Consider the following 25,655-nt stretch of genomic DNA (forward strand, 5'->3'; position numbering starts at 1 on the left):
GTTTATACTAAGACCGCTCATTAGGTCCTGTCAATTCGCTCGATTGTTCGTAGGGAGCGAAGGGCGGCAAGCTGGGAGAAGGGTTTGAGCGAAACGCCGGGGAAGGCCCTGCCGATGGGTGACGGACCTCCACTGCACTATCGCGAGCTGGGGACGGGGTCGCCGCTGCTGCTCCTGCACGGCTTTGGCTGTGACGGCCACAGTTTCGACGGGCTGGCTGACCGCCTGAAGGAGCGATTTCGCGTCATCATTCCCGACCAGCGCGGGCACGGTCGCTCGGCGGCGTGTGCCTTCCCGGACGTGCGGGAGGCGACGGATCCCCTTGATGATCTTGCCGATGATGCGGTGCACCTGATTGATCATACGGCGGGGCAGCCAGTGGTGGCGCTGGGCTGGTCGATGGGGGCGGCGGTGCTCTTTTCCGCCGTCGCGCGCCACGGCCAGGGGCGTTTCGCCGGCCTGGTCGTCGAGGACATGGCACCGCGGGTTGCGAGAGGGCCCGGCTGGGATCTGGGCCTGATCGGGGCCGGCTCACCGAAGGAAACGGCTGCGGTCGCCGATCGCATGAGCGAGGACTGGCCGCAGGTGGTCGAGCGCATGGCGCCACGCGTCTTCGCCGATGCGGACACTCCCATGGCGAAGGATCTGCAGCGCAGCATGCTGGACAGTGATCCCGAGGCGATGGCGCTGCTCTGGCGCGCCTTGGCCACGGCGGATTTCCGCGAGACCTGTTCGGCGATCGACATTCCTGTGCTGCTCACACGCGGCGCACACAGCCGGCTCTATCCGGCGGAGACGATGGACTGGCTGGCCGCGCGCATGACGAAGGCGCATAGCCGGACCTATTCCCAATCGGGCCACGCTCCTCACCTCGAGGAGCCGGCGCGCTTCGCCGCGGACCTGGCCGCGTTCGCAGAGCGATGTGCTCTCGGGCAGGACACGCCAATCTGAAGCAAACTGAGAGTAGACGATCTCACGTAGATTTGGACTCCCGGCACGCCTGAACCCTCACGCTTCGGCCGGACCGCGGTGTGTGTGCGCGCGGTTGACGAACTGGTGCCAGATGCGCCAATCGCCGGCCGCGTTCTGACGCAATATGGTGACGTAAGCGCCGTGCTGTTGGACGGCACGCTCACCCTCCCCGAAGGGTTCGACCTCAAACCGTTAGCTCGCCTGGACATAGACAGCCTCGCCGAGCATTTCGGCTCCTTGGATTTCGACGGAGAAACCGGTCAGCCTGACGCCGCCATCCACGCCGAGCAGCCTGGCCAGAGCGCCGCGGATCGCATCGCGCCCCTCCACGGGCGGGGCATCAGGCAGCAACTGGACAGCCCGTTGGTGATAGAGTTGCGCTACGGTATCCCAATCCCCGGCGAGCGCACGCTCCACATAGGCCTCGGGGATCGTCGCGATCTGCTGCCGTATCTCAACCCGGAACGCTTCCGCCGGCACAGCCCGAAAAGGCGTCTTCTGCTGGCGCCGACCGTGCTGGGGTTTGGAAGGCCGCAAGAAAGTTCCTCTGCATCATCATTCTCCTTGGAAGGGTTCGCAGCGCCGGCCGCCCCAGTCTGTCGTCGGGGTGGAAGGCCTGCGGGGCTGTTGGTTCGTGGAGGCCGGCAACCTTAAGGAGCACCGTGTCTGGACGGGGGTGCCAGAGGAATACAGCACCCGGCTGAATCGTGAACTCTACGACCAGCATGTGCGAGGCGTCCTAGATCTCGATCTTCTACGGCGCCAGCCCCTCGCGGTCCTGCGTGATGTGTATGAGGCGGTCTCAGCGCCGGGTCCCCACAATGATCCAGTAGTCGCGGGGCACGCAGATGCCGAGCTCGGTGCCGAAGCCGTCGTGGAAGGCGATCCAGTCCTGCTGGAGCGCCTTGAGCTGGCCGGCGTCCAGCTTGCCCGCCAGGGTGTGAAGGGGACCGTAACCCTTGAGAAAGGTCTCCCAGGCGGCTTTACCATTCGGCTCCCGATAGAAGGAGGTGCCGCGCTCGAACTTCAGGTCGAAGGCTTCGCCCAGCAGTTCATTCACGCGCTCCGGTTTGCCCCAATCAAAGGGCGAGGGTGGCGGCGATCCCGTGGGGGCGGGCATGTAGCCCTTCATGATCTTGAACATCTCGAAGACGTTTCCGTCGGGCGTCCAGGTGGCCAGCGCTAGTCGGCCGCCGGGCCGGCAGACCCGCGACAGCTCGGCGACGGCGTCCTCCGGCCGCTGCACGAACATGACACCGAAGGTCGAGATGACCGCGTCGAAGGAGGCGTCCCGATAAGGCAACGCCTCGGCATCGCCATGGTCGAAGGGGATATCGAGATTGCGGGCGGCGGCGATCTCCTGCGCCGTGGAGAGCATGTCGGGTGCGAAATCGACACCCGTGACATCGAAGCCGCGTTCGGCGAGGCGTCGGGCCGTCCAGCCCGTGCCCGTCGCGACATCCAGGATCCGCTCGCTGGTCGTCGGTGCGAAGCGGTTGATGCAGTGCTCGATCGCGTCGAGGATGCCGCGACTGATCTCGTCATAAGTGCGGCCGGCACTCGACCAGGTGGCCGACGGCGTTTCGTTGTGGCTGCGGATAATAGAGTCGGGATGTTCCGTTGCTGTGGTCATCGTCATCTCCTTCGAAAGTCATATACAGCACAGGAAAACCTGCGATAGGGTGAGAGCATTCCCGAGCCAGCCCGCATCCATCCAGTTCACAATGTGAACTTTGGGCGGGTGTCCGCGGCAGTTGCGCCGCTCGGGAAGCCACGGAGAAGCCGGGAGGCGATCCGATGACCGAGGACAGTGGGTACGGACAGTTCTGTCCTGTCGCGAAAGCCGCCGAGATCCTTGCCACGCGCTGGACACCGCTGATTCTGCGTGAACTGATCAGTGGCAGTACGCGTTTCAACGACATTCACCGCGGCGTGCCGCTGATGCCCCGGGCCTTGCTGTCGAGGCGGCTGAAGGAACTCCAGACCGCGGGCATCGTGGAGCGGGTGCCAATGGAGGAGTCGAAGAACGCCAGCTATCTGTTGACTCAGGCGGGCGAGGACCTGCGTCCGATCATCGTCTCCATGGGCATCTGGGGACAGCGCTGGGTGGAAAGCGCGCTGGAAGGTCCCGACTGGGATGCCGGCGTGTTGATGTGGGATATGCGGCGCAGGCTCGATACCAGCTATCTGGGGAAGCCACGAACTGTCCTGCAGTTCGAATACCAGGATGCGCCCGCCGAGATGCGACTCTGGTGGCTGTTGATCGAGGACGGGGCGATCGACCTCTGCCAATCGGATCCGGGTTTCGAGGTCGATCTCTATGTCCTGACCACGGTTCCGGTGATGAGTCAGGTCTGGATCGGCAAGGCATCACTGGGACGGGCCATGGCAGATGACGAGATCGTTCTGCATGGCGACGCGGACCTGCGCCGGAACTTCAGCCGCCTGTTGCAGCTCTCCGTGATCGTCGAAGCCGCAAGCCAACCGCCGCGCATGCAGATCACATGATGTGACCTGCTGCCGCCCGGTGCGGATTGATCGTCCGAGATACAAGTTGGCGCCGGGATTGGGACGGGGGAGCTGCTCCAGGACTCGGTGTTCGTCCCTGCTTCCCGAACATGCGGCAAGGCCGCTATACTGGACGCCCAGGCCGGATTCAGGGGTGTGCCGACGATCATGGACTTCTCCATCCGCGAACTTTCAGGCGAGGATACTCACCTCTTTCGGGAGCTTCTCTCGATGTTCGGCGAGGTTTTCGAAGAGGTGGATACCTACTCTGCGGCCCAGCCGGGAGAGGCCTATCTATGCGACCTGCTGAAGGGCGAGCAGCTTATCGCACTGGCTGCGGTGCAGGACGATCAGGTGGTCGGCGGGCTTGCGGCCTATGAACTGAAGAAGTTCGAGCGAGAACGCAGTGAGATCTATATCTACGATCTGGCTGTCGCGGCCGCCCATCGCCGCAAGGGTATTGCCACGGCGCTGATCGATTGCGTGAAAGGGATCGCCTCGCGGCGCGGCGCCTATGTGGTCTTCGTGCAGGCCGAGCCGGGCGATGCAGCCGCAATCGCGCTTTACACGAAGCTGGGTAGGCGGGAGGACGTCCTGCATTTCGATATACCGATCGAGTGACGAGGGTCCCCCGCCCCTCGCTGCCGGGTTTTAGTCCTTGCCGTAGGTTAGGTAGAGGGTCTTCATGATCTCACCCGCGGCCAGGTTGGCCTGCTCGCCGCCGATGTTTGTGGCGACGACGATTGCCAGATCCTGGTCCCGGTCGATCAGGATCTTGGCCAGGTTCATGCTGTTGGAGCCATTGTGGGTGTGCAGCGGGCGTTCGGCCCAGTCGAACTGCTCGAAGCCCCAGCCGAGGGCATAGCCGCCTTCCTCGGGGATGCCGGGTGGGGGATCTGGAATTTTTGCCTGGACTTTGGGTTCCATGATGTAGGCCAGGGTTTCCGGTTCGACCAGATCGGGTCCGCGCTCGGCCTGGCCGGCGATCCAGCCGCCCCAGCGTGCGAAGTCCAGGATGGACATGTGGGCCGTTCCGGCTGGTCCCATGATGGGCGGGATATCCGCCGCGGCGCCCCATAGCCTGGGTTCGGGCTGTCCGTCATCATCAGGAAAATGCCCGACCAGAGCATCGATCAATCCTGGTGTGGCGGTGGCGCCCAGGCCGGCCGTTTCCAGCTCGAGCGGCTGGAAGATCCGTTGCTGTATCAGGGCCTCCCAGGGCTGTCCCATGGCAGTCTCGAGCATGGTGCCGGCGATCAGATAGCCGAAATTGGCATACTGGAAGGGGGAGTTCTCTGGAATGACCGGTTCATTCTTCTTCCAGGCCTCCAGCGCCATCAATCGCAGATTCGTCAGGTTGTAGTCGAAGGCATCCGTATTGAAATAAATCTCGATCATTTCCTGCGTGTCGCTGGGGATGCCGCTGGAGTGTGAAAGCAGCTGTTCCAGGCGGACCTTGGCCAGGGTTTCGTTCATTCCCTGGACCTCGTCTCCCAGCACTTCACCGATGGTGCTGTCCCAGGCCAATCGGCCCTCCTCGACAGCCATGCCGGCAAGAAGGGCTGTCATGGCCTTGGTGTCGGAGCCGATGTGAATCTGATCCTGGAGCTCTGCCTTTGCATCATGCCCAATCGCTCTCACGCCGCTAGCCCCGGCCGCAACGATCTTCCCTTCATGGGCAACGGCGGCGACCAGCGCTGGCAGGGCAAATTCCTGGCGTACAGGCTCAAGTTGGTCCTTAAGGTTGTCGCGGGCGGCGGAATCATTCGCCATGAAGGTTATGAGGAGAAGGGCAAACGCAGGCAGCAGCGCCAACCGGAAGTGCAGCATGATAGTTTCTTTCTTCTTGGTGGGATCAAATCTTCCTGGTTGGGAATAGAGCGATAACAGCATCTGTCCAGCGCGAAGTATGCGCGGAAGTTTTTCGCTGTATCAAGTGCTTAGATCCGGCATGTCCCTTGCTCTTGCATGGGTTTGTCTCCGAACCGGTCGCGAGTCCAGTCGATTCTGCGTCCAGGTCTCCACCCTAGTCTGCCCAGCTGTTCCTGCGCAAAGCACTGGAGCCAGCGGCCCTGTCCTGACTTTCCTGTAGGTTCAGTCGATGGCGTTCGAGGGCTTTCTCCAGCGAGGGCTCATAGCGAACCAGAGGTGGTTTGAGTCCGTTCAGGAACAGCTCCTTGCGCAAGGGGCGGGTCGTACCGGTCAGGCTGACTCTTACCCCGCGGCGTTCAGCCTTCCGAGCCAGCCCCTCCAGTGTATTGGCCGCCGTTGAATCCAGGAAGGGCACGGCCGAAAGGTCGATCACCAGTGCCTTGTGGGAATCGGAAATTCGCTCCAACATCGCGCCGACGGAGGCCGCCGCGCCAAAGAAGAACGCGCCTGAAATTCGGTAGACAACGATATCGGGGTTGGCGCCAGCCTGCTTGTCGTAGGGCTGGCGCTCGTTGCGTGGGCCATCCGCCTTGTCCTCGGCAACAAACGGGACGTGTCGGGCCACAGCGGTGGTTTTCGACATACGGTGAATGAACAGAATGGAGCCCAGTGCCACGCCTACGACTATGGCCTCCGTCAGGTCACGGAAGATGGTCAGCAGGAAGGTCGCCAACAAAACCGCAGCGTCGCCGCGAGAGGCGCGCAGGAGGGTGGCAAAGGCCTGCTTCTCGATCATGTTCCAGGCGACAACAGCCAGCACCCCGGCAAGGCTTGCCAATGGAATATAGCTGGCAAGAGGGGCCACGAAGAGAATGAACAGCAAGAGGAAACCGGCATGCATCATGCCCGCGACGGGACCGTGAGCCCCGGCCCGGACATTGGTGGCTGTCCGCGCGATCGTCCCGGTCACACAGATCCCACCAAAGAGGCCGGAGGCCAGGTTCGCAGCACCTTGAGCCACCAGTTCGCAATTGGAGCGATGGCGCCGTCCGGTCATGCCGTCGGCCACCACGGCGGAAAGCAGCGATTCGATGGCGCCCAGCAGGGTAAAGGCAAAGGCGCTGGGCAGCACCGCGCGCAGTTTGTCCCAGCCGATATCCGGCAGGTTTGGCCGAGGCAGGCTGCTCGGAATGCCGCCGAATTTCGTGCCGATGGTCTCGACCGGCAAGGTGAACAGGCCGGCGGCAAGAGAGGTCAGTACCACGGCGATCAACATTCCCGGCCAGTTGGGGCGCAGCTTCTTCAAGCCCACGATCAGGATGACGGTCGCCAGGGAAAGCACCAGCGTGGTCGTGTTGAAGTTTGGCAGCTTGTCCCAGAGGAAGGGCAGCTTTTCCAGCATGGGCCCGGGGGCCGTCCGCTCCGGATCAAGCCCCAGCAGTTCCTGTAGTTGGCTTGCGAAGATGATCACGGCAATGCCGGCCGTGAAGCCCACGGTGACAGGATAGGGAATGAACTTGATGTAGGTCCCAAGGCGCAGGAAACCCGTAAGCATCAGCATCAGGCCGGAAAGCATGGTGGCGAGAAGCAAGCCATCCATGCCATGGAGCTGGACAGTTGTGGCAACCAGCACGATGAAGGCGCCGGCCGGGCCTCCGATCTGGAAGCGGCTGCCGCCCAGGGCCGATACCAGGAAGCCGCCAATTATGGCGGTATAAAGCCCCTGGGCTGGACTGGCGCCGGAGGCAATGGCAATGGCCATGGAGAGCGGCAGTGCAACAATCGCCACGGTCAGGCCGGCCGTCATGTCCGAGCGCAGTTGTGTCAGTCCGTAACCTTCCCGCAGCACAGTGATCAGTTTCGGTGTGAAGAGCTCGAGAAAGCTGGTGGTGGAGGACGCGGATGTTTCTGATGTCATTCTGTCCGGCTGCCTTGTGAAAGGCGGCGGGATCGTCGGCATGGCTCGGCGGTCGCCGTCGCGGAGGTGGGGGTGTCGGGGTGGGGACTTTTCAGCTGCGCGTCGTTTCGACCGGGGATTTGAGGCGCACCCCACGTCCGCGGGCGTGGCTGGAGGCATTTTCACCAATCAGTTCAATGCCGGCGAGATCCAGGGCCTCAACCACCCGGGTCAGGCTTTCCACCACGCCGCGGACATTGCCCTGGCTGGCCTCCATGCGCTGGATGGTGGGAAGTGAAACACCCGCCAAGTCGGCGAGTGTCCTCTGGTCAATGCCCAGGAGCGCCCTGGCCGCACGCATCTGTGCCGCAGTGATCATTCTCACACCTGTATGATATCTATATAAAGATATATAGAATATGCTAAAAGATGTTTCAAACATCAATTATGACGCTGAATCCGGATTTGCCCGCTGCCCGAGGAAACTGCAGGAGGACAGTCAGCCACTGCTCTGAATGGCGTCCTCCCGCTGCGTTTCACTGCAGGCCCGTCAGGCAGGACTTCGCACAGCGGATTGCGTCTTGCTCCGTGGGTTCAACAACCTGGCGGCCACCAGGTCTCCCGTCACGTTCACCGTGGTGCGGCTCATGTCCAGAAGGCGGTCGACGCCCATGATGATCACCATGCCCTCGACGGGAATTCCGAAGTTCGTGGCCACGCTGAGCAGGATGGCGATGCTGACGCCGGGTGTGCCTGGCGCACCGATGGAGGAAGCCACCAACGTGCCGGTGATGAGAAGAGTCTGGGCCAGCGAGAGCTCGATGCCACTCAACTGTGCCAGGAAGAGAATGGCGACGGTCTGGTAAAGCGCGGTGCCGGCCATGTTCATGGTGGCGCCGAGCGGGACCACCAGGTTTGATACAGCTTCCGCAACACCCAGGCGGCGCGCCGTGGCAATGGTCATCGGCATGATAGCCGAGGAACTGGAAGTCGAGAAGGCGAGCAGCAGGGTACCGCCGCTGCGTGAAAGGAAATCCCAAGGGCTGAGACGGCTGAACAGCAGCAGGATTCCCATGTAGAGCAGGAAGAGCAGGACAAGACCAAGCAGCACGGTGCCGACATAACCTGACATGCCGATCACGGTTTCAAGGCCGGCACGCATCACCAGCTGCGCCATCAGCCCGAACACCGCGAAGGGCGCCAGGAACATCGCCCACTTGACGATGGTCATGGCGATTGCAACCAGGGCATCCATCAGTGCCAGGAAGGGAGCAACCTTCTCGCGACTGACCTGGATGGCCGCCAGTCCGAACAGCAAGGCCAGAACCACAACGGCAAGCATGTCGCCCTGGACGATGGAGGCTGTGGGGTTGGTCGGCAGGATAGCGGTGATTGCCTCGGGAATCCTGGCGCTGTCGAAGTCCTCGCCACTTGGTGTACTGTTTCCCGCGGGCGCTGCAGAAAAGCCGGCCAACCCGCTTCCGGGTGTCAACCAGCGCGCCAGCCCCACACCGATCCAGGCTGCTGCGAAGGTTGTGGCCAGAATGAAGCCGGCCAGTTTCAGGCCGATGCTGCGCAGATCCTGGCCAGAGCCCGCACCGGTTATGCCGCCGATGATCGAGCCGAATATCAATGGCACCAGCACCATGGCGATCAGCCCAAGGAAGAGTTGGCCCGGCAGGGCCATCCAGGCACCAAGCAGTTCTGCTGTGCGGGGGTCGAGCAGTCCCACGTCCGGACTGAGCAACGAGCCTACAGCAAAGCCCAGCAACATCCCGCAGAGGACCTGTGCCCAGAGGCGCGTGCGGATCCAGGCGCGCAGCTTGTAGCGCTGCTGGACAACTTGAAGGACATCTTTTGTGCTGTCTGCCATGAACCCGCCAATAGACGTTTTTTCACTTGTCGCTTCAGCTCTCGGAGGCACTATCCCCGAGATGAGTGACGTAGACAAGCTGTGGGGGGATAACAGTGGAAGATACCGACAGAGACCAGAGCATGATTGGTAGTAAGCGAATCTCCGGGATCATCATCGTCTGTTTCCTGCTGGCTCAGTTTGTTTTTGCCGGCCTGACCCTGGCACAGGAGGGTCCGCTGGCCTCCTGGAACGAAGGGTCTGCCAAGTCCGCCATTCTTGAGTTCGTGGCCGAAACAACCAAGCCGGCTAGCCCGGACTACGTCGCCCCCGAGGAACGGATCGCGGTATTCGACAACGACGGCACGCTCTGGTCCGAGAAACCCCTGTACTTCCAGGTGATGATGGCAATCGATCAGCTGCAGGCGATGGCGACAGAGACTCCCGAGTGGGCGGAAAACCAGCCATTCAAGGCAGCGCTGGAAGAGGATTTCGGGGCTGTTGCGGCCTCTGGCGGCAAGGGGCTCATGAAGCTGCTTAGCGCAACCCAGAGCGGATCAAGCGACAGGACCTTCACGCGCGAAGTCGAGGCCTGGCTCGACACAGCGCGTCATCCGCGTTTCGGAAAAACCTTCACCGAACTGGTCTACCAGCCCATGCTGGAGCTGCTCGATTACTTGAGGACGCATGGATTCAGCACCTGGATCGTTTCGGGCAGCGGCATCGATTTCATGCGCGCCTGGACAGAGGAGGCCTATGGCATTCCGCCCGAGCAGGTGATCGGCTCCCAAGTCGAACTCGACTATGTCATGGATGGCGGGACGCCCAGCTTCCAGCGCCGGCCCGGGAATTTCTTCTTCAACGACGGACCGAACAAGGCCATCGCCATCAAGCGCCATATGGGGCGCCAGCCTGTCATTGCCTTCGGAAATTCCGATGGGGATCTGGAAATGCTCGAATGGACGACAGCGGGCGAAGGCCCGCGCCTCGGAGTGCTCATCCACCACACGGATGCGAAGCGTGAATGGGCTTATGATCGCAAGAGTGATATCGGACGGTTGGACAAGGCGCTGGACGCGGCCCCGGAGCATGATTGGCTCGTTGTCGACATGGCTGCGGACTGGGCGAGAATCTATCCCTGGCAGACGGCTCCATGACCACCTGGATCCATGAGCAGCGACTGTCCACGGTTTATCAGGCAGTTCTGGATAGCGAGGCGCGCACGGTGCTCGATCTTGGCTGTGGAGAGGGCGATCTGTTCCTGCGCCTGATGCATGCCCCCGGAGTGGAAAGGCTGGTGGGCGTTGACCTTTCTACCGAGGCCCTGGATTGTCTGCGCGCCAGATTGGCTGAACAGGAAAAGACACCCAGCGCACAGATCGAACTGATCCAGGCTTCGATGATTGAGCCCGGCCCGGGTCTTTCGGGTTTTGACTGTGCCGTTCTGTTGGAAACGCTGGAACATCTCGATCCCGGACGCTTGTCTATCCTGGAAACTGCGCTGTTCCACAAGATGCGTCCCGCAAGTGTGATCGTGACGACACCCAATGCCGACTATAACGAGTTTCTGGGTGTCCCTTCCCATCGGTTCCGTCATCCCGATCACCGTTTCGAGTGGGGGCGGCGGAAATTCCGGAGTTGGGCCGAGGGGGTTGCGAAACGCAATGACTGCAGTGTTGTCACGCGCGATCTGGCCGGTGCGCATCCCTTCTATGGGGGCGTGAGCCAGATGGCCGTTTTTACCAAACAGAGTGAGGCGGCCGCGCGTTGAGAGTGTTCCCCGCGCGGCCGCTGCTGTATCGACCAGGCTTGTATTACTGTGCCTGGGCGGTCTGGCTGGTCTTCAACTGTTCGAAGAGGTCTGCCATCTTCTGGCCGGCACGCCCGGGGTGCTTGACGTCCTCGGCCGCATCGGCGTTGGCCATGTCGTCGCCCACCTTGATGACGCCAACCATGCCCATGCCGTAGTGTGGCAGGCACTTGTAGCCATAAAGGCCTTCCTGGTCGAAGGTAACGGTGATCTCCTCGTTCATGGCACCTTTCCATTCTTCGGCGCCTTCGGGCAGCATGCCGGGAATGATCTCCGCGTTGTGGTTCCTGTCGGTCAGCACGAAGGTCACGCTGTCGCCGGGCTCGATCTCGAGATAGGCCGGCTCGAAGGCCATGGGCTGGCCGTCCGCGCCCTTGTTCAGCATCTCGACTTCGTAGTCGGCAGCCAGGGCTGTGCTCGCGAAAAGCAGGCCCGCTGCAAGTGCCAGGGAGAATGGAATGTTCAGTGCTTTCATCAGTCCGGTCCTTATTTCGGCTGTTGCGGTTGCCTGAATGCTCGGCAACCGCGTCATGCCTGCTCTTATAGGCGTGTTCGGGCTGAGCGACTTTGCGCTGGAACAAATTCATGGATTGAAAATACTGTTTATCGTTCATAGCCTTGCGAAATTCTTTGCGAGAGCACCAACGGCTTCCTGCAGTTAATTTTGTTTATGCTGCACCGACGGAGTTGCATTGGTGCAAACGATAATCCCGAGGGGGTGGCCAGGACGGCGCTGGAAGAGGGCGCAGGGTAGGAAAAGCCCGCTCGGACCGGTGAGGGGATTGTCATGACCAATACGAAACAACTCTGGATCTTTCTGGCTGTCCTGCTTGGGGTTTCCTTTGCGGTACTTCTCTGGAGCGGCAACCAGATCTACCAGGCAGCACCTCCGGTCCCCGAGGAAGTGGTCACCACCGAAGGGGAAACCGTCTATACGCGTGCGGACATCGAGAAGGGCCGCCGGGTCTGGCAATCCATGGGCGGCATGCAGTTGGGCTCGATCTGGGGGCACGGTGGCTATGTGGCTCCGGACTGGAGTGCCGACTGGCTGCACCGTGAACTTATGTTCCTGCTCGATCGCTGGGCTCAGGAGGAATACGACACCGCTGGCTACGAGGAGTCGAGCAACCAGCAGAAGGCGGCTCTGCGTGGCCGGCTGACCGCACAGATGCGCGAGAACACCTACGATCCCGAAAGCGGCACGATCACGATCAGTCAGGATCGTGCCGAGGCGATCGAAGCGGTTTCCGCGCACTACGAGAGTCTGTTCGGCAACGATCCGGAAACGGCGGACCTGCGCGAAGCCTACGCGATGAAGAACGACACGGTGCCGGATCCGGAAAATCGGCAGGTGATGTCGGCCTTCTTCTGGTGGTCCGCCTGGTCAGCGGCCACGGAGCGGCCAAACGACTCGATTACCTATACCAACAACTGGCCGAGCGAGCCGCTGATCGAGAACCGGCCGCCCTCAAGCACCTTCCTGTGGTCCGCCTTCAGCGTGATTTTCCTGCTGGGAGGAATAGCCCTGCTGGGCTGGCACTATGCCGTAAGCCATTCCCGGGAAGAGGAGCCGCACCGCCTACCGGAATTCGATCCCATGCGGCATCTCAAGCCCACGCCCTCCATGATGGCGACGGCGAAATACTTCTGGGTCCTGCTGGCCCTGTTCCTGCTGCAGATCCTGCTGGGCGCGATCACGGCCCACTACCAGGTCGAGGGCCAGGTGATGTACGGCTTCGAACTGGCCGAGATTCTACCCTATTCAATCACCCGGACCTGGCATACACAGCTGGCAGTGCTGTGGATCGCACTGGCTTGGCTGGGCACCGGTCTCTACATCGCACCGGCGGTCTCGAATTATGAACCGCCCTACCAGCGCCTGGGTGTCAATCTTCTCTGGCTCTGCCTGCTGATTATCGTGGTGGGTGCCTTTGTCGGCCAGTGGCTGGCTGTGATGCAGGAACTGGGGCTGGAGAACAATTTCTATTTCGGTCACCAGGGCTGGGAGTACGCCGACATCGGCCGTTTCTGGCAATACTTCCTGTTCATCGGTCTGCTTCTCTGGTTGTTCCTGGTGGGCCGGGCGCTCTGGCCCACGCTGACCGGCAATTCGGAATCACGCTCTATCGTCGGCCTGCTGTTCCTGTCGACAGTGGCCATTGGCCTCTTCTTCGGGGCCGCCCTGATGTGGGGCGAGAACACCCACCTCTCCATTGTCGAGTACTGGCGCTGGTGGCTGGTTCACCTCTGGGTCGAGGGCTTCTTCGAGGTCTTTGCCACCGCAGTGATTGCCTTCCTCTTCACGCGTCTCGGCCTTTTGCCCGTGAGGACGGCGACCGTGGCGGTCCTGTTCGCCACCATCATCTTCATGGCCGGTGGCGTGCTGGGCACACTGCATCACCTCTACTTCGCCGGTTCGCCGACGCCGGTACTGGCACTTGGTGCCAGCTTCTCCGCCCTGGAGGTGGTGCCGTTGGCCTATGTCGGTTTCGAGGCCTATCACCACTACCGATTGGGCGTGGCGACCCGTTGGATGCAACGCTATCGTTGGCCGGTCATGTTCTTCTTGGCGGTGGCCTTCTGGAATCTTGTGGGCGCCGGGCTGTTCGGTTTCCTGATCAATCCGCCGCTTTCGCTGTATTACATGCAGGGCCTGAATCTGACGCCGCTGCATGGGCATACGGCCCTGTTCGGGGTCTACGGCATGCTGGGCATTGGGTTGGTACTGTTCTGCCTGCGCGGAATAAAGCCCAATCTTGCCTGGCCGGAAGGCACTCTCAAGGTCAGCTTCTGGTGCCTCAACATCGGACTGGCCCTGATGGCCTTGCTGACCCTGCTGCCGCTGGGTGTCATGCAGCTGTTTGCATCTCTCGAGCACGGCTATTGGTACGCCCGTTCGGCCGAGTTCATGCAGCAGCCCATCGTCGACTTGCTGGTCTGGCTGCGAGTTCCAGGGGATACGATCTTTTCCATCGGTGCCCTGGCGCTGGCGTACTTCGTCATCCGGCTATGGGTGTTTCCGCGCCGCGAGGACGAACAGCCTGTCGAGCAGGGTGAAGGCGCTTATGCCGGGTCAACGGGGTATCGCCGTTGATCCGGCGATCCAGTCAGTACAGCTGGGACCAGCCTGAATGATCGAATTCTATTCGGAAATCAGGCTGGTCCACATCTGGGCCGTGCTTGCCAGTGGCGGACTTTTCCTGTTGCGGGGGCTTGCGCTCTTCGCCGGTACGCGCTGGTACATGGCCGCGCTTGTGCGCTATCTCAGCTATACCATCGACACCATACTGCTGACGGCCGCGCTGATACTGATGACAATCGTGCAGCAGTATCCCGTCTTCGATGACTGGCTGACGGTGAAAGTGCTGCTGTTGGTGGTCTACATCCTGCTGGGCTATTACGCCTTCTGGAAGGCGCGGAGCCGCATGATGCAGGTCGGTGCCTGGCTCGCGGCGCTGCTGGTCTACGCGTTCATCTTTTCCATCGCACGCGCACATCATCCTCTGGGGGTCTTCTATACACTTGCGGGGTGAAGCGCCCACAAGCGTTTACGCCTACAGAAGAGGAGAGGGCGGATCGGGCAGGTCCTGCCCATTTGCCAGGGCGGTCGCGAAGCCGTGATTGATATCGCGGTGAATGGCTTCGTCTGCCTGCATGGCAACGATGGCGTCCCTAAGGCGCGCGTCCGGTGCCAGGTTCCAATAGGCGATGGCCACCTCAGGGGCTGGCGGGTTCTCCCGCTGTTCCTGGTCGATTTCCCGCAGGTACTCTGCGTAACCCTTGACGGCATCCTCGGCAAAATAGCCGGTGAGTCGGTGGGCGGTCCTGGGGGAGAAGAGGCAGATCAGGAAGTGGGCGTTATAGAACAGGCCCTGGGCCAGGAGGATCAGGATCCGTTCGAAACCGTTCGGTCGGTCGAGGGTGACGAAAACCATCAGGTGCGTGCGCTGATTCTCGGCTTCGTCCATCAGGCTGCGCACCCAGCCGCGATCGTCCTGGAGGCGCCGCAGGCATTTCAGGTGCAACAGCGTGGCGGCAACCATACCCGGCACGGCGGCTATGGTTTCAAGGACGATGGTACGGTTTCCATAGCGCCGTCCGAAAAGGCTCCGGGCAAGCGCGCCGAGTCCGCGTACCAGGGCCAGGGCAAAACGGTCCGAAAGACCGTGGGGGGCGTGATGGTGTGTCAGGTCCGTCTTGTCGATCTGCAACATGGAGCGGTCTGCACCTGCAAGGGTTGAGGGGCCACTATACAGATCGGCTGCCCAGAGGGCAGCCGATTCGTTGCAGTTTCTGTACCAGACTTCTCGAGGCGAGGCTCAGGACGTCGGCTCCTTGGCCTCATGCTCCTTGAAGATCTCCGGGTTCTCCGGACCTTCCACCACCAGGTGGCCGGCAAGGCCGCGTTCGGCGCGCGAGAGGGCGTGGTCCACCAGGACATAGGTGCCCGGTACTTCCATCTCCAGGTCCACAATCGAGGCGCCGCCCGGGGGCACGCTGATGGTCTGGACATCCATCAGGGGTGCGCTGGTCAGCGAAGCGTCCGAGTAGACCGTGTCGAAGATCTCGCCGATCACGTGGAACGATGAGGTCTTGTTCGGCCCGCCGACCCCGAAGAAGATCCGGATGCTTTCCCCGACTTCTGCCGTCAGGGCCTTGTCGCCGGTAAGGGCCTGGGCTGCGCCGTTGAAGACATAGTACTCCGGCTGTTCGGCCGAGAGCTTCTCGTAGCTCTCCATCAGCTCGCCCCTGGTGCCGAAGGGTTCCTCGGTGTAGAGCTCGCCCTGCATGACGTAGAACTCGCGATCGACTTCCGGCAGGCCGCCTTCAGGCTCGACCAGGATCATGCCGTACATGCCGTTCGAGATGTGGTGGGCCACGCTCGGCACCGCGCAGTGGTAGACATAAAGCCCGGGCTTGAGGGCCTTGAAGCTGAAGCCGTTTGACTCTTCTCCCGGATAGGCCATGGTGGCCCCGCCCCCGCCGTGGGGCCCGGTGACTGCATGGAAGTCCACGTTATGCGGCATCCAGCTGTCCTCGGCATTCTTCATCGAAACCTCGACCGTATCCCCGACGCGGACCCGGACCATGGGGCCCGGTACCTGACCGTTGAAGGTCCAATAACGATAGGTGGTTCCATCATCCAGCTGGCCTACCTTCTCGATGGTTTCCAACTCCACCTTGACGGTTTCCGGTTCCGTGCGGTCGATGGCGGGCGGCAGATCGGTGGGAGCGCGCACGATGTCGGCAACTCCTGCAGTCTGCGCGCTCTCGGGCGCCTTGTCCTCTGCCAGTGCAGATCCGAAACCGCCAAGGGCTATGGCCAGGGCCAGTGCGCTTGTCGTGGTGACCAGGTTGTTGCGTTTCATCGTCTTGCTCCTTGAACGAACGCGTGTCAGGACATCCCGTGATGTCCCGATCCTTATGCGGCAAAATGCGGACACGAACTTTGTTCCGGAACAAACTACGGTGATTTTTATCGCTCGGCCGGGAGGTTGCCGCTAGACTCCGGGCAGACTGCAAGGGGCTGGGATCGAGATTATCTATGGAGGGGAAAGCCGACCTGGATGTGCTGGCCGGAACGGAGTTGTTTCGTGGCCTGTCCCGTCAGGCATTGGAGGACATCTGGACCCAGGGCTTCCGCAAGCAGGTGCCGAACGGGACGGCCCTCTTCCTGCAGGACGATCCTGTCACAGCCCTTTACGTTCTGATTGTGGGGCGCTTGCGCGTCACCCAGACCACCGTCGAGGGGGCGCAAGTCATCCTGCGTTACCTGGGACCCGGCGAACTGGCGGGCTATGTCGCCCTCTCCGGGGCCGGCAGCTATCCAGGCAGTGTGACGGCTGTCGAGGATTCTCATCTGCTGGGTTGGTCCAGGCAGGCCATACGCGATCTCATGGAACGCCATTCGCAAGTGGCGCTCAACAGCGTGTCGGTCCTGGGGCGGCGTTACCAGGAGACGCAACTTCGTTTGCGCGAGCTGTCCACGGAGAAGGTGGAACGACGGATCGCTCATACGCTCCTGCGCCTTGCGGGGCAGGCCGGTCGCCGCACCCCCGAAGGAATCGAGATCGCCTTTCCCCTCTCGCGCCAGGACCTGGCCGAGATGGCCGGCACCACATTGCACACCGCAAGTCGTATCCTGAGCAACTGGGAAAAGCAGGGTCTGGTCCTGAGCGGCCGCCGCCGCATCATGGTCCGTTTGCTGGACACGCTGAGCACCATTGCCGAAAGCGGTTGAGCTTCCTGCGATTTTCGTATCCCTGGCGGTGGAGCTCCAGGTTGGTCCGGCCAGGAATGCCGTTCAGCCATCTTGAGCGCACTTGGCGCCCCATTCGCGAAACTTTTCTTAAAGTTGTATTCCCCATTCTACCAATATTCCGGGCAGATAACCCGACTTGCAGGCGAGGAAACGCGTTAGAGAGAAAGTGCGTGCGCTAATAAGTTGAGCACAAGAAGAAAGGTGAAGATGACTTCACTTGTGTCCCAGCATGCAAGACGAAGCATTTTTGTTGCGGGAATGGCATAGTCGTTGACATCTTTGCACGCAGTTTGAAAGACTGATGCCAATCGCAGTCCGGGTTTTGCCGCTTTGGTGTCTGGATCTATAGGCGATTAACGATAGCAAGCGGATAACCGGCCCCAAGAAGCTGGAAAGCCGCAAAATACATAATTGGGAGGACAGTAAATGAAAGTTCCCTTTAAAACCTGTGCGCCTGTCGCTGCGGCTGCCGCACTGGCCTTTGGCGTCTCCACGTCTGCTGCAGCACAAGGGCCGTCCGAGTTGGACGTAGCCAGTACCTTTCCGAAAAACCTGACTTATCTGGGCGAGGGCGGTGAGAAGTTCGCTGACCTGCTTGCGGAAGTTACCAATGGCGAAATCACACTGAACATTCATGGTGATGGAGATCTCGTGCCCGCGCTGGAGGTCTTCAATGCCGTCAGCCAGGGCTCCGTCCAGGCTGGCTGGGACTGGATCGGCTATTGGGGCGGCACCGTTCCTGTGGCCGGTCTGGCCGGGGCCATGCCGTTCGGGCCCGATCCGGAGCTGTTTCTCGGCTGGATGTGGGAAGGCGGCGGACTGGAGATTCTCCAGAAGGCCTACGACGAATACAACGTCCAGGTTCTGCCCTGTCACCTGACAGCCCCGGAATCAGGCGGTTGGTTCAATCAGGAGATCAACTCGCCGGAGGATTTCGAGGGCCTGACAATGCGCATCTCGGGACTGGGCGGTAAGGTCCTGAACAAGCTGGGCGCCTCGACGCAGTTGATTCCGGCCAGTGAGCTCTATGTAGCCCTGGAACGCGGTCGCATCGATGCCACTGAATTCTCTCTGCCGATTATCGACGATAGCCTCGGGTTTGCCGAGATCGCCGACTACTACTACTTCCCGGGTTGGCATCAGCCGGCCAGCTGGAACTCCTTCATCATCAACCAGGATGTCTGGGACCAGTATACCGAGGAAGAGCAGGCCCAGTTCTGGGCCGCCTGCAAGGCGAACATCGTCTGGTCCATGGGCTCTGCGCCAGAAGCCCAGGCTGAAGTTCTCGAAAGATTCGAGGCTGAGCATGGCGTCGAGGTGAAGCGCTTCCCCGACGAAGTCCTGGATGCCCTTCGCGAGGCATCCCGGGAAGTCCTTGAGGAAGAGGCCGAGAACGACCCCTACTTCAAGGAAGCCTATGAATCCCTGCAGGCCTATATGGAAACTGCGGGCCGTTGGCAGGAACTGCAGACCTTGCCGAAAGAGTGATCAGGGTTCCTGATCCATGTCCTTTTTCAAAGGAATAGAACGAGTGGGCCGCGTGCTGGGAGAAGCCAGCGCGTGGCCCGGTCGTTTGGCATCCTGGCTGATTCTGCCGGTGATCGTGGCAGCCCTTTGGGTCGTGATCGGAAGTATGCTCGGTGTCGGCACCATCGCTCAATGGGACGAAGCTGTTCTGCTGTTCTCCGACCAGTTGACCCTCACCGGTCTGGTTGAACTGCAATGGCATCTTTTCGGCGTGATGATCATGCTGGGCGGTGCTTATGCCTTGCGGGAGAACAGCCATGTTCGCGTCGACCTGATCTATGCGAACGTTGGGCGGAAATGGCAGCGTATCATAGATATCATCGGCGACCTCGTTCTGCTGCTGCCCTATTGTGCCCTGATTGCGTGGCTTTCCCTGGGCTTCGTCGATATGGCCTTCCGCTCGGGTGAACAATCGGATTATGGGGGTTTGGCGGATCGCTACCTGATCAAGGCGATTTTGCCCATCGGGCTTTGCATACTCTTCCTGGCTGGTCTGGGGCGTATCCTCGAGAACCTGGGGGCACTGCTATCGGGCTCGGATTCCGAGCAGGATAAAGGAACGCAAGAATACAATGGGTGAATACACACTCCCGCTTCTGATGATCCTGGGGCTGATGTGCGGGATCTTCACGGGCTATCCCGTCGCGTTTGTTCTGGCTGGTCTTGGTATTCTTTTTACCTTCATTGCGGACCTGCCCTTTCTCTATCTGGGGTCTGTCGTCAATCGAACCTTCACGGGGGTGATCGGCAACTGGCTTCTGTTGGCGGTGCCCCTTTTCGTGTTCATGGGGCTGATGCTGGAGAAGTCCGGCTTGGCCAAGAACCTGCTTTTGTCCTTGGAGCGGCTTTTCGTAGGCATGCGTGGCGGTCTGGCCGTTTCCGTGGCGTTGCTCGGCATTGTCATGGCGGCCTCGACCGGGATTATCGGGGCCTCGGTTGTGATGCTCGCCATGCTGTCGCTTCCGGTCATGATGAAACAGGGATATGACAAGTCTCTGGCCGTCGGGACCGTGTGTGCAGCTGGGACATTGGGAATTCTCATCCCGCCCAGTATCATGCTGGTACTTGTGGGGGATATTCTGCGCATTTCCGTCGGTGATCTCTTCACGGCTGCAATCCTGCCCGGCCTGCTGCTTGGCGTGATCTATATCGGCTACATCATTGCTGTTGCCATTCTCCAGCCACACAAGGCTCCGGTGAATGTCATTGAGGACGACAGCGGGCGGCTTTCGGTCATCCTGCAATTGGTTAAGGATCTGATTGCGCCCATCCTGCTGATCATGGGGGTGCTGGGGTCCATCATCGCCGGCATCGCAACCCCTACGGAGGCTGCGGCTGTAGGTGCTGCGGGTACGATCCTGCTGGCGGCCATCAACCGGACGCTGAACCTCGATACCCTGCGCAGCTGCGTGTACGAGACAGGAAAAACCTCCGCCATGATCCTCTTCGTGGCGATCGGGGCGACCTGTTTCAGTGCTATCTTCAAGCGCATTGGCGGCGAGGACATGATCTTCGATGCCACGACGGCGCTGGGAACCGGCCCCTATGGCACGCTGATCGTCCTCATGCTGATCATTTTCATTCTCGGCTTCTTCCTGGAATGGATCGAGATCAGCTATGTGGTCCTGCCTCTCTTCGCACCGATCGTGGCGGCGCTGGAATTCGGCCTGGATATGCATAGCGGGGAACGTCTGGTGTGGTTTGCCATCCTGGTGGCCGTCAATTTGCAGACTTCCTTCCTGACACCGCCCTTTGGCTATGCGCTTTTCTACCTGAAAGGCGTGGCGCCGCCGGAAATTTCCATGAAGGACATCTACGGCAGCATACTGCCCTTTGTCCTGCTGCAGCTTGTCGGGCTGGCGTTCTGTCTGGCATTCCCAAGTGTTATCCTCTGGTTGCCGCGTGTCCTGGGGTAGCGCTCTATTCAAGAATGAGTTGAGCCAATGAGTGAAAAGAAATCTTCGCGCATAGGCGGTTTCTATAAGCTTTCCCGTGAAGAAAGACTCGATGCCGTAAAGGATATGGCCGGCCTGGCGCAGGAAGACATCGACAAGCTGCTGTCCAAGGAAACCCTGCCTTTCGAACTGGCGGACCGTCTGGTCGAGAATGCTGTTTCCAGCTTTGGCGTGCCCCTGGGAATCGCCACGAACATGCTGGTAGATGGGCGTGATGTTCTGGTGCCCATGGCCACAGAGGAGTCCTCGGTCATCGCGGCAGCCAGCAACGCGGCCCGCCAATGCCGGGACAGCGGCGGATTCCACACCTCCCTCAGCGCCACGGAGATGATTGCCCAGATTCAGGTTCTCGGCCTGTCCGATCCCTGGGCAGGACGTGCCAAGATCCTGGAGCACAAGGCAGAGATCGAAGAAATCTGCAATGGCTGTGATCCTATGCTGGTCAAGCTGGGCGGCGGTTTTCGTGACCTTCAGGTCCGTGTCCTGCCGTCTTCCCGAGGCAGCATGGTGGTTACCCATATCATAGTCGACACGAAGGATGCCATGGGCGCCAATGCCGTGAACACCATGGCGGAACGCCTGGCACCGACATTGGCTTCCTGGACTGGCGGCCGGCACCATCTGCGCATCCTTTCCAACCTGGCGGATCGGCGCCTGGCGCGTGCACGCGCTGTTTGGCCCAAGGATGCGATCGGCGGTGAAGAGATCGTCGATGCCATGCTGGATGCAGCCGAGTTTGCTGAAGTGGACCCTTATCGCGCCGCCACCCACAACAAGGGCATCATGAACGGCATATCGTCCGTGGCCCTGGCCACCGGAAACGACACTCGGGCGATCGAGGCTGGTGCCCATGCCTATGCGTCGGCCTCCGGCTCCTATCGGCCGCTCAGCCATTACGAGAAGACGGCCGAGGGCGACCTGGCGGGCAGCATCGAGCTGCCGCTGGCGCTGGGTCTGGTGGGCGGTGCCACCAAGGTTCATCCCATGGCCCAGGTCTGCCTGAAGATCCTGGGCGTTGAGAACGTCGTTGAGTTCTCGGGCATCGTGGCGGCTGTCGGACTGGCCCAGAACTTTGCCGCGCTCAAGGCCCTGGCGACCGTGGGCATCCAGAAGGGGCACATGACCCTGCATGCCCAGAATGTCGCCATTGCCGCGGGTGCCACGGGCGAGGAAATCGCTTCTGTGGCCTCAGAACTGGCCCGGCGCGGCGAGGTGCGCGGTGATGTGGCCGAGACCGTCCTGGCGGAGATCAGGGCGAAGAAGTAGCGCCCACTTGTCTCAATTCTTCAGGTGAGCGGTGTAGCGGCTGCAGTAATCCGCCATCAGCAGCTTGTCGGTTCCGATGGTGAAGGCGCTGACCCCCTGAGCCCGCCATTCCTGCATTTCACGGCGTGCCTGGTCCATATCCGGTGAGAAGACGGGCATGATGACCGGTAGGTCCGCTTTCCTGGCTTGCGCTGTCATGGTTTCCAGGGCTGACACGACGTCAGGATGACGGAAATTGCCCTCCTTGCCCATGGCGACCGACAGGTCGAAGGGGCCGAAGAGAACGGCTTTCAGCCCCTGCGTAGCGGCAATGTCCGAAAAGGCTTCCACACCAACCGGGCTTTCGACCAGCGCCATGACCCCGCTGGAGCTGTTGGCCTTGGCCGCGTAGTTCGGCCAGTCGCGCACGAATTGATCACCTGAGCGCACGCAGGGGCAGGCGCCGCGCCGTCCATGGGGTTCATAACGTGCTGCAGCTACGGCAGCCTGTGCCGCTTCGGGGGATTCGATCTTGGGCACCAAAACGGTTCCAGCGCCCGCATCCAGGGCTTTCATGATCATCCAGGATTCGTTCGTGGGCACACGCACGATGGGTTCCAGGCGATTGGCGTTGCAGGCGCGTATCAGATCGGCTGCCGTTTCCAGCCCGAAGACGCCGTGTTCGGTGTCTATGATTGTAAAGGCGAAACCCGAGGCCGCGATGATGTCGACCACCTCCGCCGAGGCGATCTGGGACCAGGTGCCGAGGATCGGCGCTGGCGCGTCCAGAAGGTTCTGGAAGCTCATGAGGATAAGGCTCCTTCAGTTCATGAAGACGCCGCCGTTCACGTCCAGGATGGTTCCGGACATGTAGCTGGCGGCGCCGGTCAGCAGGAAAACGATCGGCCAGGCGATCTCCTCTGGCTCGGCCATGCGGCCGAGGGGTATGCGGGAGAGGTCAAAGTCCTGGCCGCGCGTCATGGGTGAGGAAGTGGCTCCGGGGGCCACGCCATTGACCAGAACACCATGAGGCGAGGCCCGCCGGGCCAGCCACTTGACCAGGGTATTCACACCGCCCTTCGAGGCCACGTAGTGCGGGCTGGCATTCAGGCCGCCCATGCGCCCGGCGACAGAACTGACGATGACCATCCGCCCATCCTTCTGTTCCTGCATGATGGGCAGGCAGGCGCGGGCACAGTGAATCACGCTCAGAACATTGGTCTGCATGACCTCGTCGAACACGGTATCCCAGCCGTCCTCCATCCAATCATCCCAGGGGCACATGGCCGCCAGGGCCACCAGGCCATCAATGCGTCCCGCGTCGCCGATCAGCTGTTCGACGCTGCGCCGATCCGATATGTCACAGGCCTGTGCATGGACTTTTGTGCCTTCTGCCTGGAGTTCTTCCTGAAGCGGTTCGAGGCCGCCCTGGTCGGTCAGGACCAGGTCCGCACCAAGCCGGGCCGTAAGACGCGCAACTGCAGCGCCAATGCCACCGGCCGCGCCCGTGATGACGATCTGCTTGCCCTTGAGGCTAAGGCCGTTCGGTAGGCCGCCCATCACGCGGCCGCCTGCTGGGCTGTGTCCGCAAGCATCCCGCGCAGGGTTTCCTCGATATCGCTTTGTCCAGCGACGGCAGCCTGTTCCAGGACTTTGGAAACCGTGGGGGCCGCCCAGCGCCCGACCACACGCTTGACTGGCTGGTCCAAGTGGTCAAAGCAGCGTCTCTGAATCTCGTCGGAGAGGAAAGCGCCAATACTGGTGCCGCGTGTGCTCTGTTCGACGATGGCAACGTTGTTCGTCTTCCGGACCGAGGCCTCAATGGCGTCGAAGTCGATATCTCGCTGGGACAGGGTGCGCAGGTCCAGGATGTCGGCAGAAACACCCATTTCCTTCGCCGTGTCTCGCGCCAGCTCGCACATGGTCAAGGTGGTGAGCAGGGTTACCTGGTTGCCGTCCGTCACCTTGCGCGCCTTGCCGATGGGTATGTGGTAGTCGAGTTTCTCGGGAATCGGCCCTGTCTTCTTCTGCAGAGACTGATGCTCCACGACCAGGACAGGATCCTGACAGCGCAGGGCCGAATTCATCAGGCCGGCGTAGTCAAAGGGGGTTGCCGGCGCCACGATGCGCCAGCCGGGGAACATGGCGAAGACCGCCGAGGGGTCCATGGAGTGCTGGGAGCCATAGCCTTCCGTCCCCGGTATCCGGCAGCGCAAGACCAGCGGCACCGGATAGCGTCCGCCGAAGAGGTGACGCATCTTCGCGATCTGGTTCAGCAGGGCATCGGTCGCGTTGAACATGAAGTCCGAATACATCAACTCGACGATAGGTTTCATGCCCGCAGACGCCATGCCGGCTGCCATGTTGCAGAAGCCGTTCTCGTTGATCGGCGTGTTGATGACGCGATCCGGAAAACGGTCCATCAGGCCCTTGGTGGCACCCACCGTGCCGCCGCCCATGTTTGCGACATCCTCGCCCAGCACATAGATGCTTTCGTCTTCCGCCATGCGCTCGGCCACCACACGGGGCATGACATCGATCAGGCGCGCATCGTCCAGTTCATTGGCTGCATAGTCCTCCGGTTCCGCAAAGCGTGCACCCTCAAATTCGCTCAGGTCGCCGGTAATGTCATTGTCGACCGTTGCGGGATCGGGCCAGAGGTCGGGTTTGATGCGCGCGGAACTGCCGCGACCTTCGACGCAAGTCTCCACCGCGGCTTCGACTGCTTCCTGTACCAGGCTTTCGATATGCTGGCTGTCGTCCTTGCCCAGGATCTTGCGCTTGTCCAACTCCGCAATGAGAAACTCCACGGGATCCTTCTTGCGCCAGGATTCTTCCTCATCCTTGCTGCGGTAGCCGAAGGCGCTGCCCGGATAGGGCGCGCTCTGGTGGTAATAGCGATAGACATCGGCCTGGATGAGAACGGGGCCCTTCTTGTCGGAGATTTCCTTTGCGGCCCATTCCGCAGCACGGTAGGCGGCAAGCGGGTTCATGCCGTCCAGCTTGATCGAGGGGATACCATGACCCTGGGCCCGGGTCAGGAGCTCGCCCTCCCGCGTCGACTGTTCGATGGACATGGATACGGAATACTGGTTGTTCTCCATGAAGAAGATCATGGGCAGGTCGTAAAGGGCCGCGAGGTTCAGGGCCTCGTGGGCAGTTCCCTGGTGGATCGCGCCGTCACCGAAAAAGGCCACTGTCAGGTCGCCGCTGTTTCGTACTTTCTCGGCCCAGGCGATGCCGCAGCCAATGGCCATGCCGCTGGCGACGATAGCCTGGGTGCCGACAACGCCGACCGCGTCGTTGCGCAGGTGCATGGAGCCGCCACGGCCTCCGGACCAACCTTCCTTTAGCCCCAGGATGTCGGCCAGAAGCGTGCGGGTGATTTCCCGCATGTCGTCAGGCAATTGTTTGGCCTTGGTCGGGTCGAAGTCCTTCGCCCACAGCGCGTGCAGCATCTTGGCCACGACCTGGTGGTGGGCGCGATGGGTCGCTGTGACCTTCGTCATGGGCGTCAGCGCCGCCAGACAGCCGGCGGTGGCGCCTTCCTGGCCGATGCTGGAATGGGCGGGGCCGTGAACAAGACCGCGCTTGTCGAGGTCGAGAATGGCCTCCTCGAAGCGGCGGGCACCCAGCAGCAGGGTGAGCGTGCGCTTGGCCTCTTCCGCCGTGAAAGCCTTCCAGTCCTTTTCCTCAAGGGAGAGTTGATACATCGGAGTCTGGTTGCGAATCTGCTGTGTCTTCATGGGTTCGTT

General features: G+C 61.2%; 24 protein-coding genes. 12 read left to right on the forward strand and 12 right to left on the reverse strand.

Translation table 11 applies throughout. The features are described from left to right. Nucleotides 1–84 precede the first annotated feature (84 nt). On the forward strand, nucleotides 85–951 hold the full coding sequence (locus G502_RS21570; protein WP_022729073.1) for an alpha/beta fold hydrolase: 867 nt from the start codon (nucleotides 85–87) through the stop codon (nucleotides 949–951). A 213-nt stretch (nucleotides 952–1,164) separates the two neighbouring features. On the opposite strand, the gene G502_RS0112825 is transcribed toward G502_RS21570, so the two are convergent. Then, nucleotides 1,165–1,509 carry a YybH family protein gene (locus G502_RS0112825; protein ID WP_155957851.1) on the reverse strand — a complete coding sequence of 115 codons (345 nt, stop codon included), beginning with the start codon at nucleotides 1,507–1,509 and terminating at the stop codon, nucleotides 1,165–1,167. Between the two features lie 265 nt (nucleotides 1,510–1,774). After that, complete coding sequence (locus G502_RS0112835) at nucleotides 1,775–2,605, reverse strand: class I SAM-dependent methyltransferase (protein WP_022729076.1); 831 nt, start codon at nucleotides 2,603–2,605, stop codon at nucleotides 1,775–1,777. A 164-nt stretch (nucleotides 2,606–2,769) separates the two neighbouring features. On the opposite strand from G502_RS0112835, the gene G502_RS0112840 reads away from it, so the two are divergent. Continuing rightward, a complete protein-coding gene (locus G502_RS0112840; protein ID WP_022729077.1) occupies nucleotides 2,770–3,480 on the forward strand; it encodes a winged helix-turn-helix transcriptional regulator in 711 nt (236 codons plus the stop codon). Between the two features lie 168 nt (nucleotides 3,481–3,648). After that, the gene (locus G502_RS0112845) at nucleotides 3,649–4,101 is read left to right on the forward strand and encodes an AAC(3)-I family aminoglycoside N-acetyltransferase (RefSeq protein WP_022729078.1); all 453 of its coding nucleotides are present in this window, start codon (nucleotides 3,649–3,651) and stop codon (nucleotides 4,099–4,101) included. 30 nt (nucleotides 4,102–4,131) lie between these two features. On the opposite strand, the gene G502_RS20140 is transcribed toward G502_RS0112845, so the two are convergent. The 4 genes from G502_RS20140 to G502_RS20150 all read right to left on the reverse strand — a co-directional run bounded on the left by G502_RS20140 (nucleotide 4,132) and on the right by G502_RS20150 (nucleotide 9,122). Then, on the reverse strand, nucleotides 4,132–5,310 hold the full coding sequence (locus G502_RS20140) for a serine hydrolase domain-containing protein (protein WP_022729079.1): 1,179 nt from the start codon (nucleotides 5,308–5,310) through the stop codon (nucleotides 4,132–4,134). A gap of 196 nt (nucleotides 5,311–5,506) precedes the next feature. Next, nucleotides 5,507–7,270: a SulP family inorganic anion transporter gene (locus G502_RS20145; RefSeq protein WP_022729080.1), complete on the reverse strand. Its 1,764-nt coding sequence runs from the start codon at nucleotides 7,268–7,270 to the stop codon at nucleotides 5,507–5,509. Nucleotides 7,271–7,361: 91 nt separating this feature from the next. Beyond that, complete coding sequence (locus tag G502_RS0112860) at nucleotides 7,362–7,628, reverse strand: helix-turn-helix domain-containing protein (protein WP_022729081.1); 267 nt, start codon at nucleotides 7,626–7,628, stop codon at nucleotides 7,362–7,364. Between the two features lie 171 nt (nucleotides 7,629–7,799). Beyond that, entirely contained in the window at nucleotides 7,800–9,122 is a 1,323-nt protein-coding gene (locus G502_RS20150; protein WP_022729082.1) for a dicarboxylate/amino acid:cation symporter, read from the reverse strand. A gap of 122 nt (nucleotides 9,123–9,244) precedes the next feature. Here G502_RS20150 and G502_RS0112870 point away from each other — a divergent pair, with 122 nt between their 5' ends. Continuing rightward, entirely contained in the window at nucleotides 9,245–10,258 is a 1,014-nt protein-coding gene (locus G502_RS0112870; protein WP_022729083.1) for an HAD family hydrolase, read from the forward strand. Next, entirely contained in the window at nucleotides 10,255–10,872 is a 618-nt protein-coding gene (locus tag G502_RS0112875) for a methyltransferase domain-containing protein (protein WP_022729084.1), read from the forward strand. Before G502_RS0112870 ends, G502_RS0112875 begins: the two co-directional genes overlap by 4 nt. Before the next feature lie 43 nt (nucleotides 10,873–10,915). On the opposite strand, the gene G502_RS0112880 is transcribed toward G502_RS0112875, so the two are convergent. Further along, the gene (locus G502_RS0112880) at nucleotides 10,916–11,386 is read right to left on the reverse strand and encodes a pseudoazurin (protein ID WP_022729085.1); all 471 of its coding nucleotides are present in this window, start codon (nucleotides 11,384–11,386) and stop codon (nucleotides 10,916–10,918) included. 312 nt (nucleotides 11,387–11,698) lie between these two features. Between G502_RS0112880 and G502_RS20155 the strand changes: the two genes are divergently transcribed. Together G502_RS20155 and G502_RS0112890 are read left to right on the forward strand one after the other, a co-directional pair. Then, the gene (locus G502_RS20155) at nucleotides 11,699–14,005 is read left to right on the forward strand and encodes a nitric-oxide reductase large subunit (RefSeq protein WP_022729086.1); all 2,307 of its coding nucleotides are present in this window, start codon (nucleotides 11,699–11,701) and stop codon (nucleotides 14,003–14,005) included. Between the two features lie 37 nt (nucleotides 14,006–14,042). Beyond that, entirely contained in the window at nucleotides 14,043–14,444 is a 402-nt protein-coding gene (locus G502_RS0112890) for a SirB2 family protein (RefSeq protein WP_022729087.1), read from the forward strand. A gap of 21 nt (nucleotides 14,445–14,465) precedes the next feature. Here G502_RS0112890 and G502_RS0112895 read toward each other — a convergent pair whose 3' ends face one another. Both G502_RS0112895 and nirK read right to left on the reverse strand, forming a co-directional pair. Further along, nucleotides 14,466–15,125 (reverse strand): alternative oxidase, encoded by a 660-nt coding sequence (locus tag G502_RS0112895; protein ID WP_022729088.1) that lies wholly within the window; start codon nucleotides 15,123–15,125, stop codon nucleotides 14,466–14,468. A gap of 105 nt (nucleotides 15,126–15,230) precedes the next feature. Further along, entirely contained in the window at nucleotides 15,231–16,280 is a 1,050-nt protein-coding gene (gene nirK, locus G502_RS20160) for a copper-containing nitrite reductase (protein ID WP_022729089.1), read from the reverse strand. A gap of 176 nt (nucleotides 16,281–16,456) precedes the next feature. Between nirK and G502_RS0112905 the strand changes: the two genes are divergently transcribed. The 5 genes from G502_RS0112905 to G502_RS0112925 all read left to right on the forward strand — a co-directional run bounded on the left by G502_RS0112905 (nucleotide 16,457) and on the right by G502_RS0112925 (nucleotide 21,921). Further along, the gene (locus G502_RS0112905) at nucleotides 16,457–17,152 is read left to right on the forward strand and encodes a Crp/Fnr family transcriptional regulator (protein ID WP_022729090.1); all 696 of its coding nucleotides are present in this window, start codon (nucleotides 16,457–16,459) and stop codon (nucleotides 17,150–17,152) included. Between the two features lie 447 nt (nucleotides 17,153–17,599). Beyond that, nucleotides 17,600–18,661 carry a TRAP transporter substrate-binding protein gene (locus G502_RS0112910; protein ID WP_022729091.1) on the forward strand — a complete coding sequence of 354 codons (1,062 nt, stop codon included), beginning with the start codon at nucleotides 17,600–17,602 and terminating at the stop codon, nucleotides 18,659–18,661. Nucleotides 18,662–18,677: 16 nt separating this feature from the next. Further along, complete coding sequence (locus G502_RS0112915; protein ID WP_022729092.1) at nucleotides 18,678–19,280, forward strand: TRAP transporter small permease subunit; 603 nt, start codon at nucleotides 18,678–18,680, stop codon at nucleotides 19,278–19,280. Further along, nucleotides 19,273–20,616 carry a TRAP transporter large permease gene (locus G502_RS0112920; RefSeq protein WP_022729093.1) on the forward strand — a complete coding sequence of 448 codons (1,344 nt, stop codon included), beginning with the start codon at nucleotides 19,273–19,275 and terminating at the stop codon, nucleotides 20,614–20,616. The genes G502_RS0112915 and G502_RS0112920 overlap by 8 nt, the downstream gene beginning before the upstream one ends. Before the next feature lie 27 nt (nucleotides 20,617–20,643). Next, nucleotides 20,644–21,921, forward strand: coding sequence for a hydroxymethylglutaryl-CoA reductase, degradative (locus G502_RS0112925; RefSeq protein ID WP_022729094.1), 1,278 nt, complete (start codon nucleotides 20,644–20,646; stop codon nucleotides 21,919–21,921). A gap of 12 nt (nucleotides 21,922–21,933) precedes the next feature. Here G502_RS0112925 and G502_RS20165 read toward each other — a convergent pair whose 3' ends face one another. The 3 genes from G502_RS20165 to G502_RS20170 are packed head-to-tail and all read right to left on the reverse strand — an operon-like array spanning nucleotide 21,934 to nucleotide 25,646. Further along, complete coding sequence (locus tag G502_RS20165) at nucleotides 21,934–22,707, reverse strand: HpcH/HpaI aldolase family protein (RefSeq protein ID WP_022729095.1); 774 nt, start codon at nucleotides 22,705–22,707, stop codon at nucleotides 21,934–21,936. Between the two features lie 15 nt (nucleotides 22,708–22,722). Beyond that, the gene (locus G502_RS0112935) at nucleotides 22,723–23,460 is read right to left on the reverse strand and encodes an SDR family NAD(P)-dependent oxidoreductase (RefSeq protein ID WP_022729096.1); all 738 of its coding nucleotides are present in this window, start codon (nucleotides 23,458–23,460) and stop codon (nucleotides 22,723–22,725) included. Beyond that, a complete protein-coding gene (locus tag G502_RS20170; protein ID WP_022729097.1) occupies nucleotides 23,460–25,646 on the reverse strand; it encodes an alpha-ketoacid dehydrogenase subunit alpha/beta in 2,187 nt (728 codons plus the stop codon). The genes G502_RS0112935 and G502_RS20170 overlap by 1 nt, the downstream gene beginning before the upstream one ends. Between the last annotated feature and the right edge of the window lie 9 nt (nucleotides 25,647–25,655).

It is taken from the genome of Fodinicurvata sediminis DSM 21159, assembly GCF_000420625.1.
Lineage (GTDB): Bacteria > Pseudomonadota > Alphaproteobacteria > Kiloniellales > DSM-21159 > Fodinicurvata > Fodinicurvata sediminis.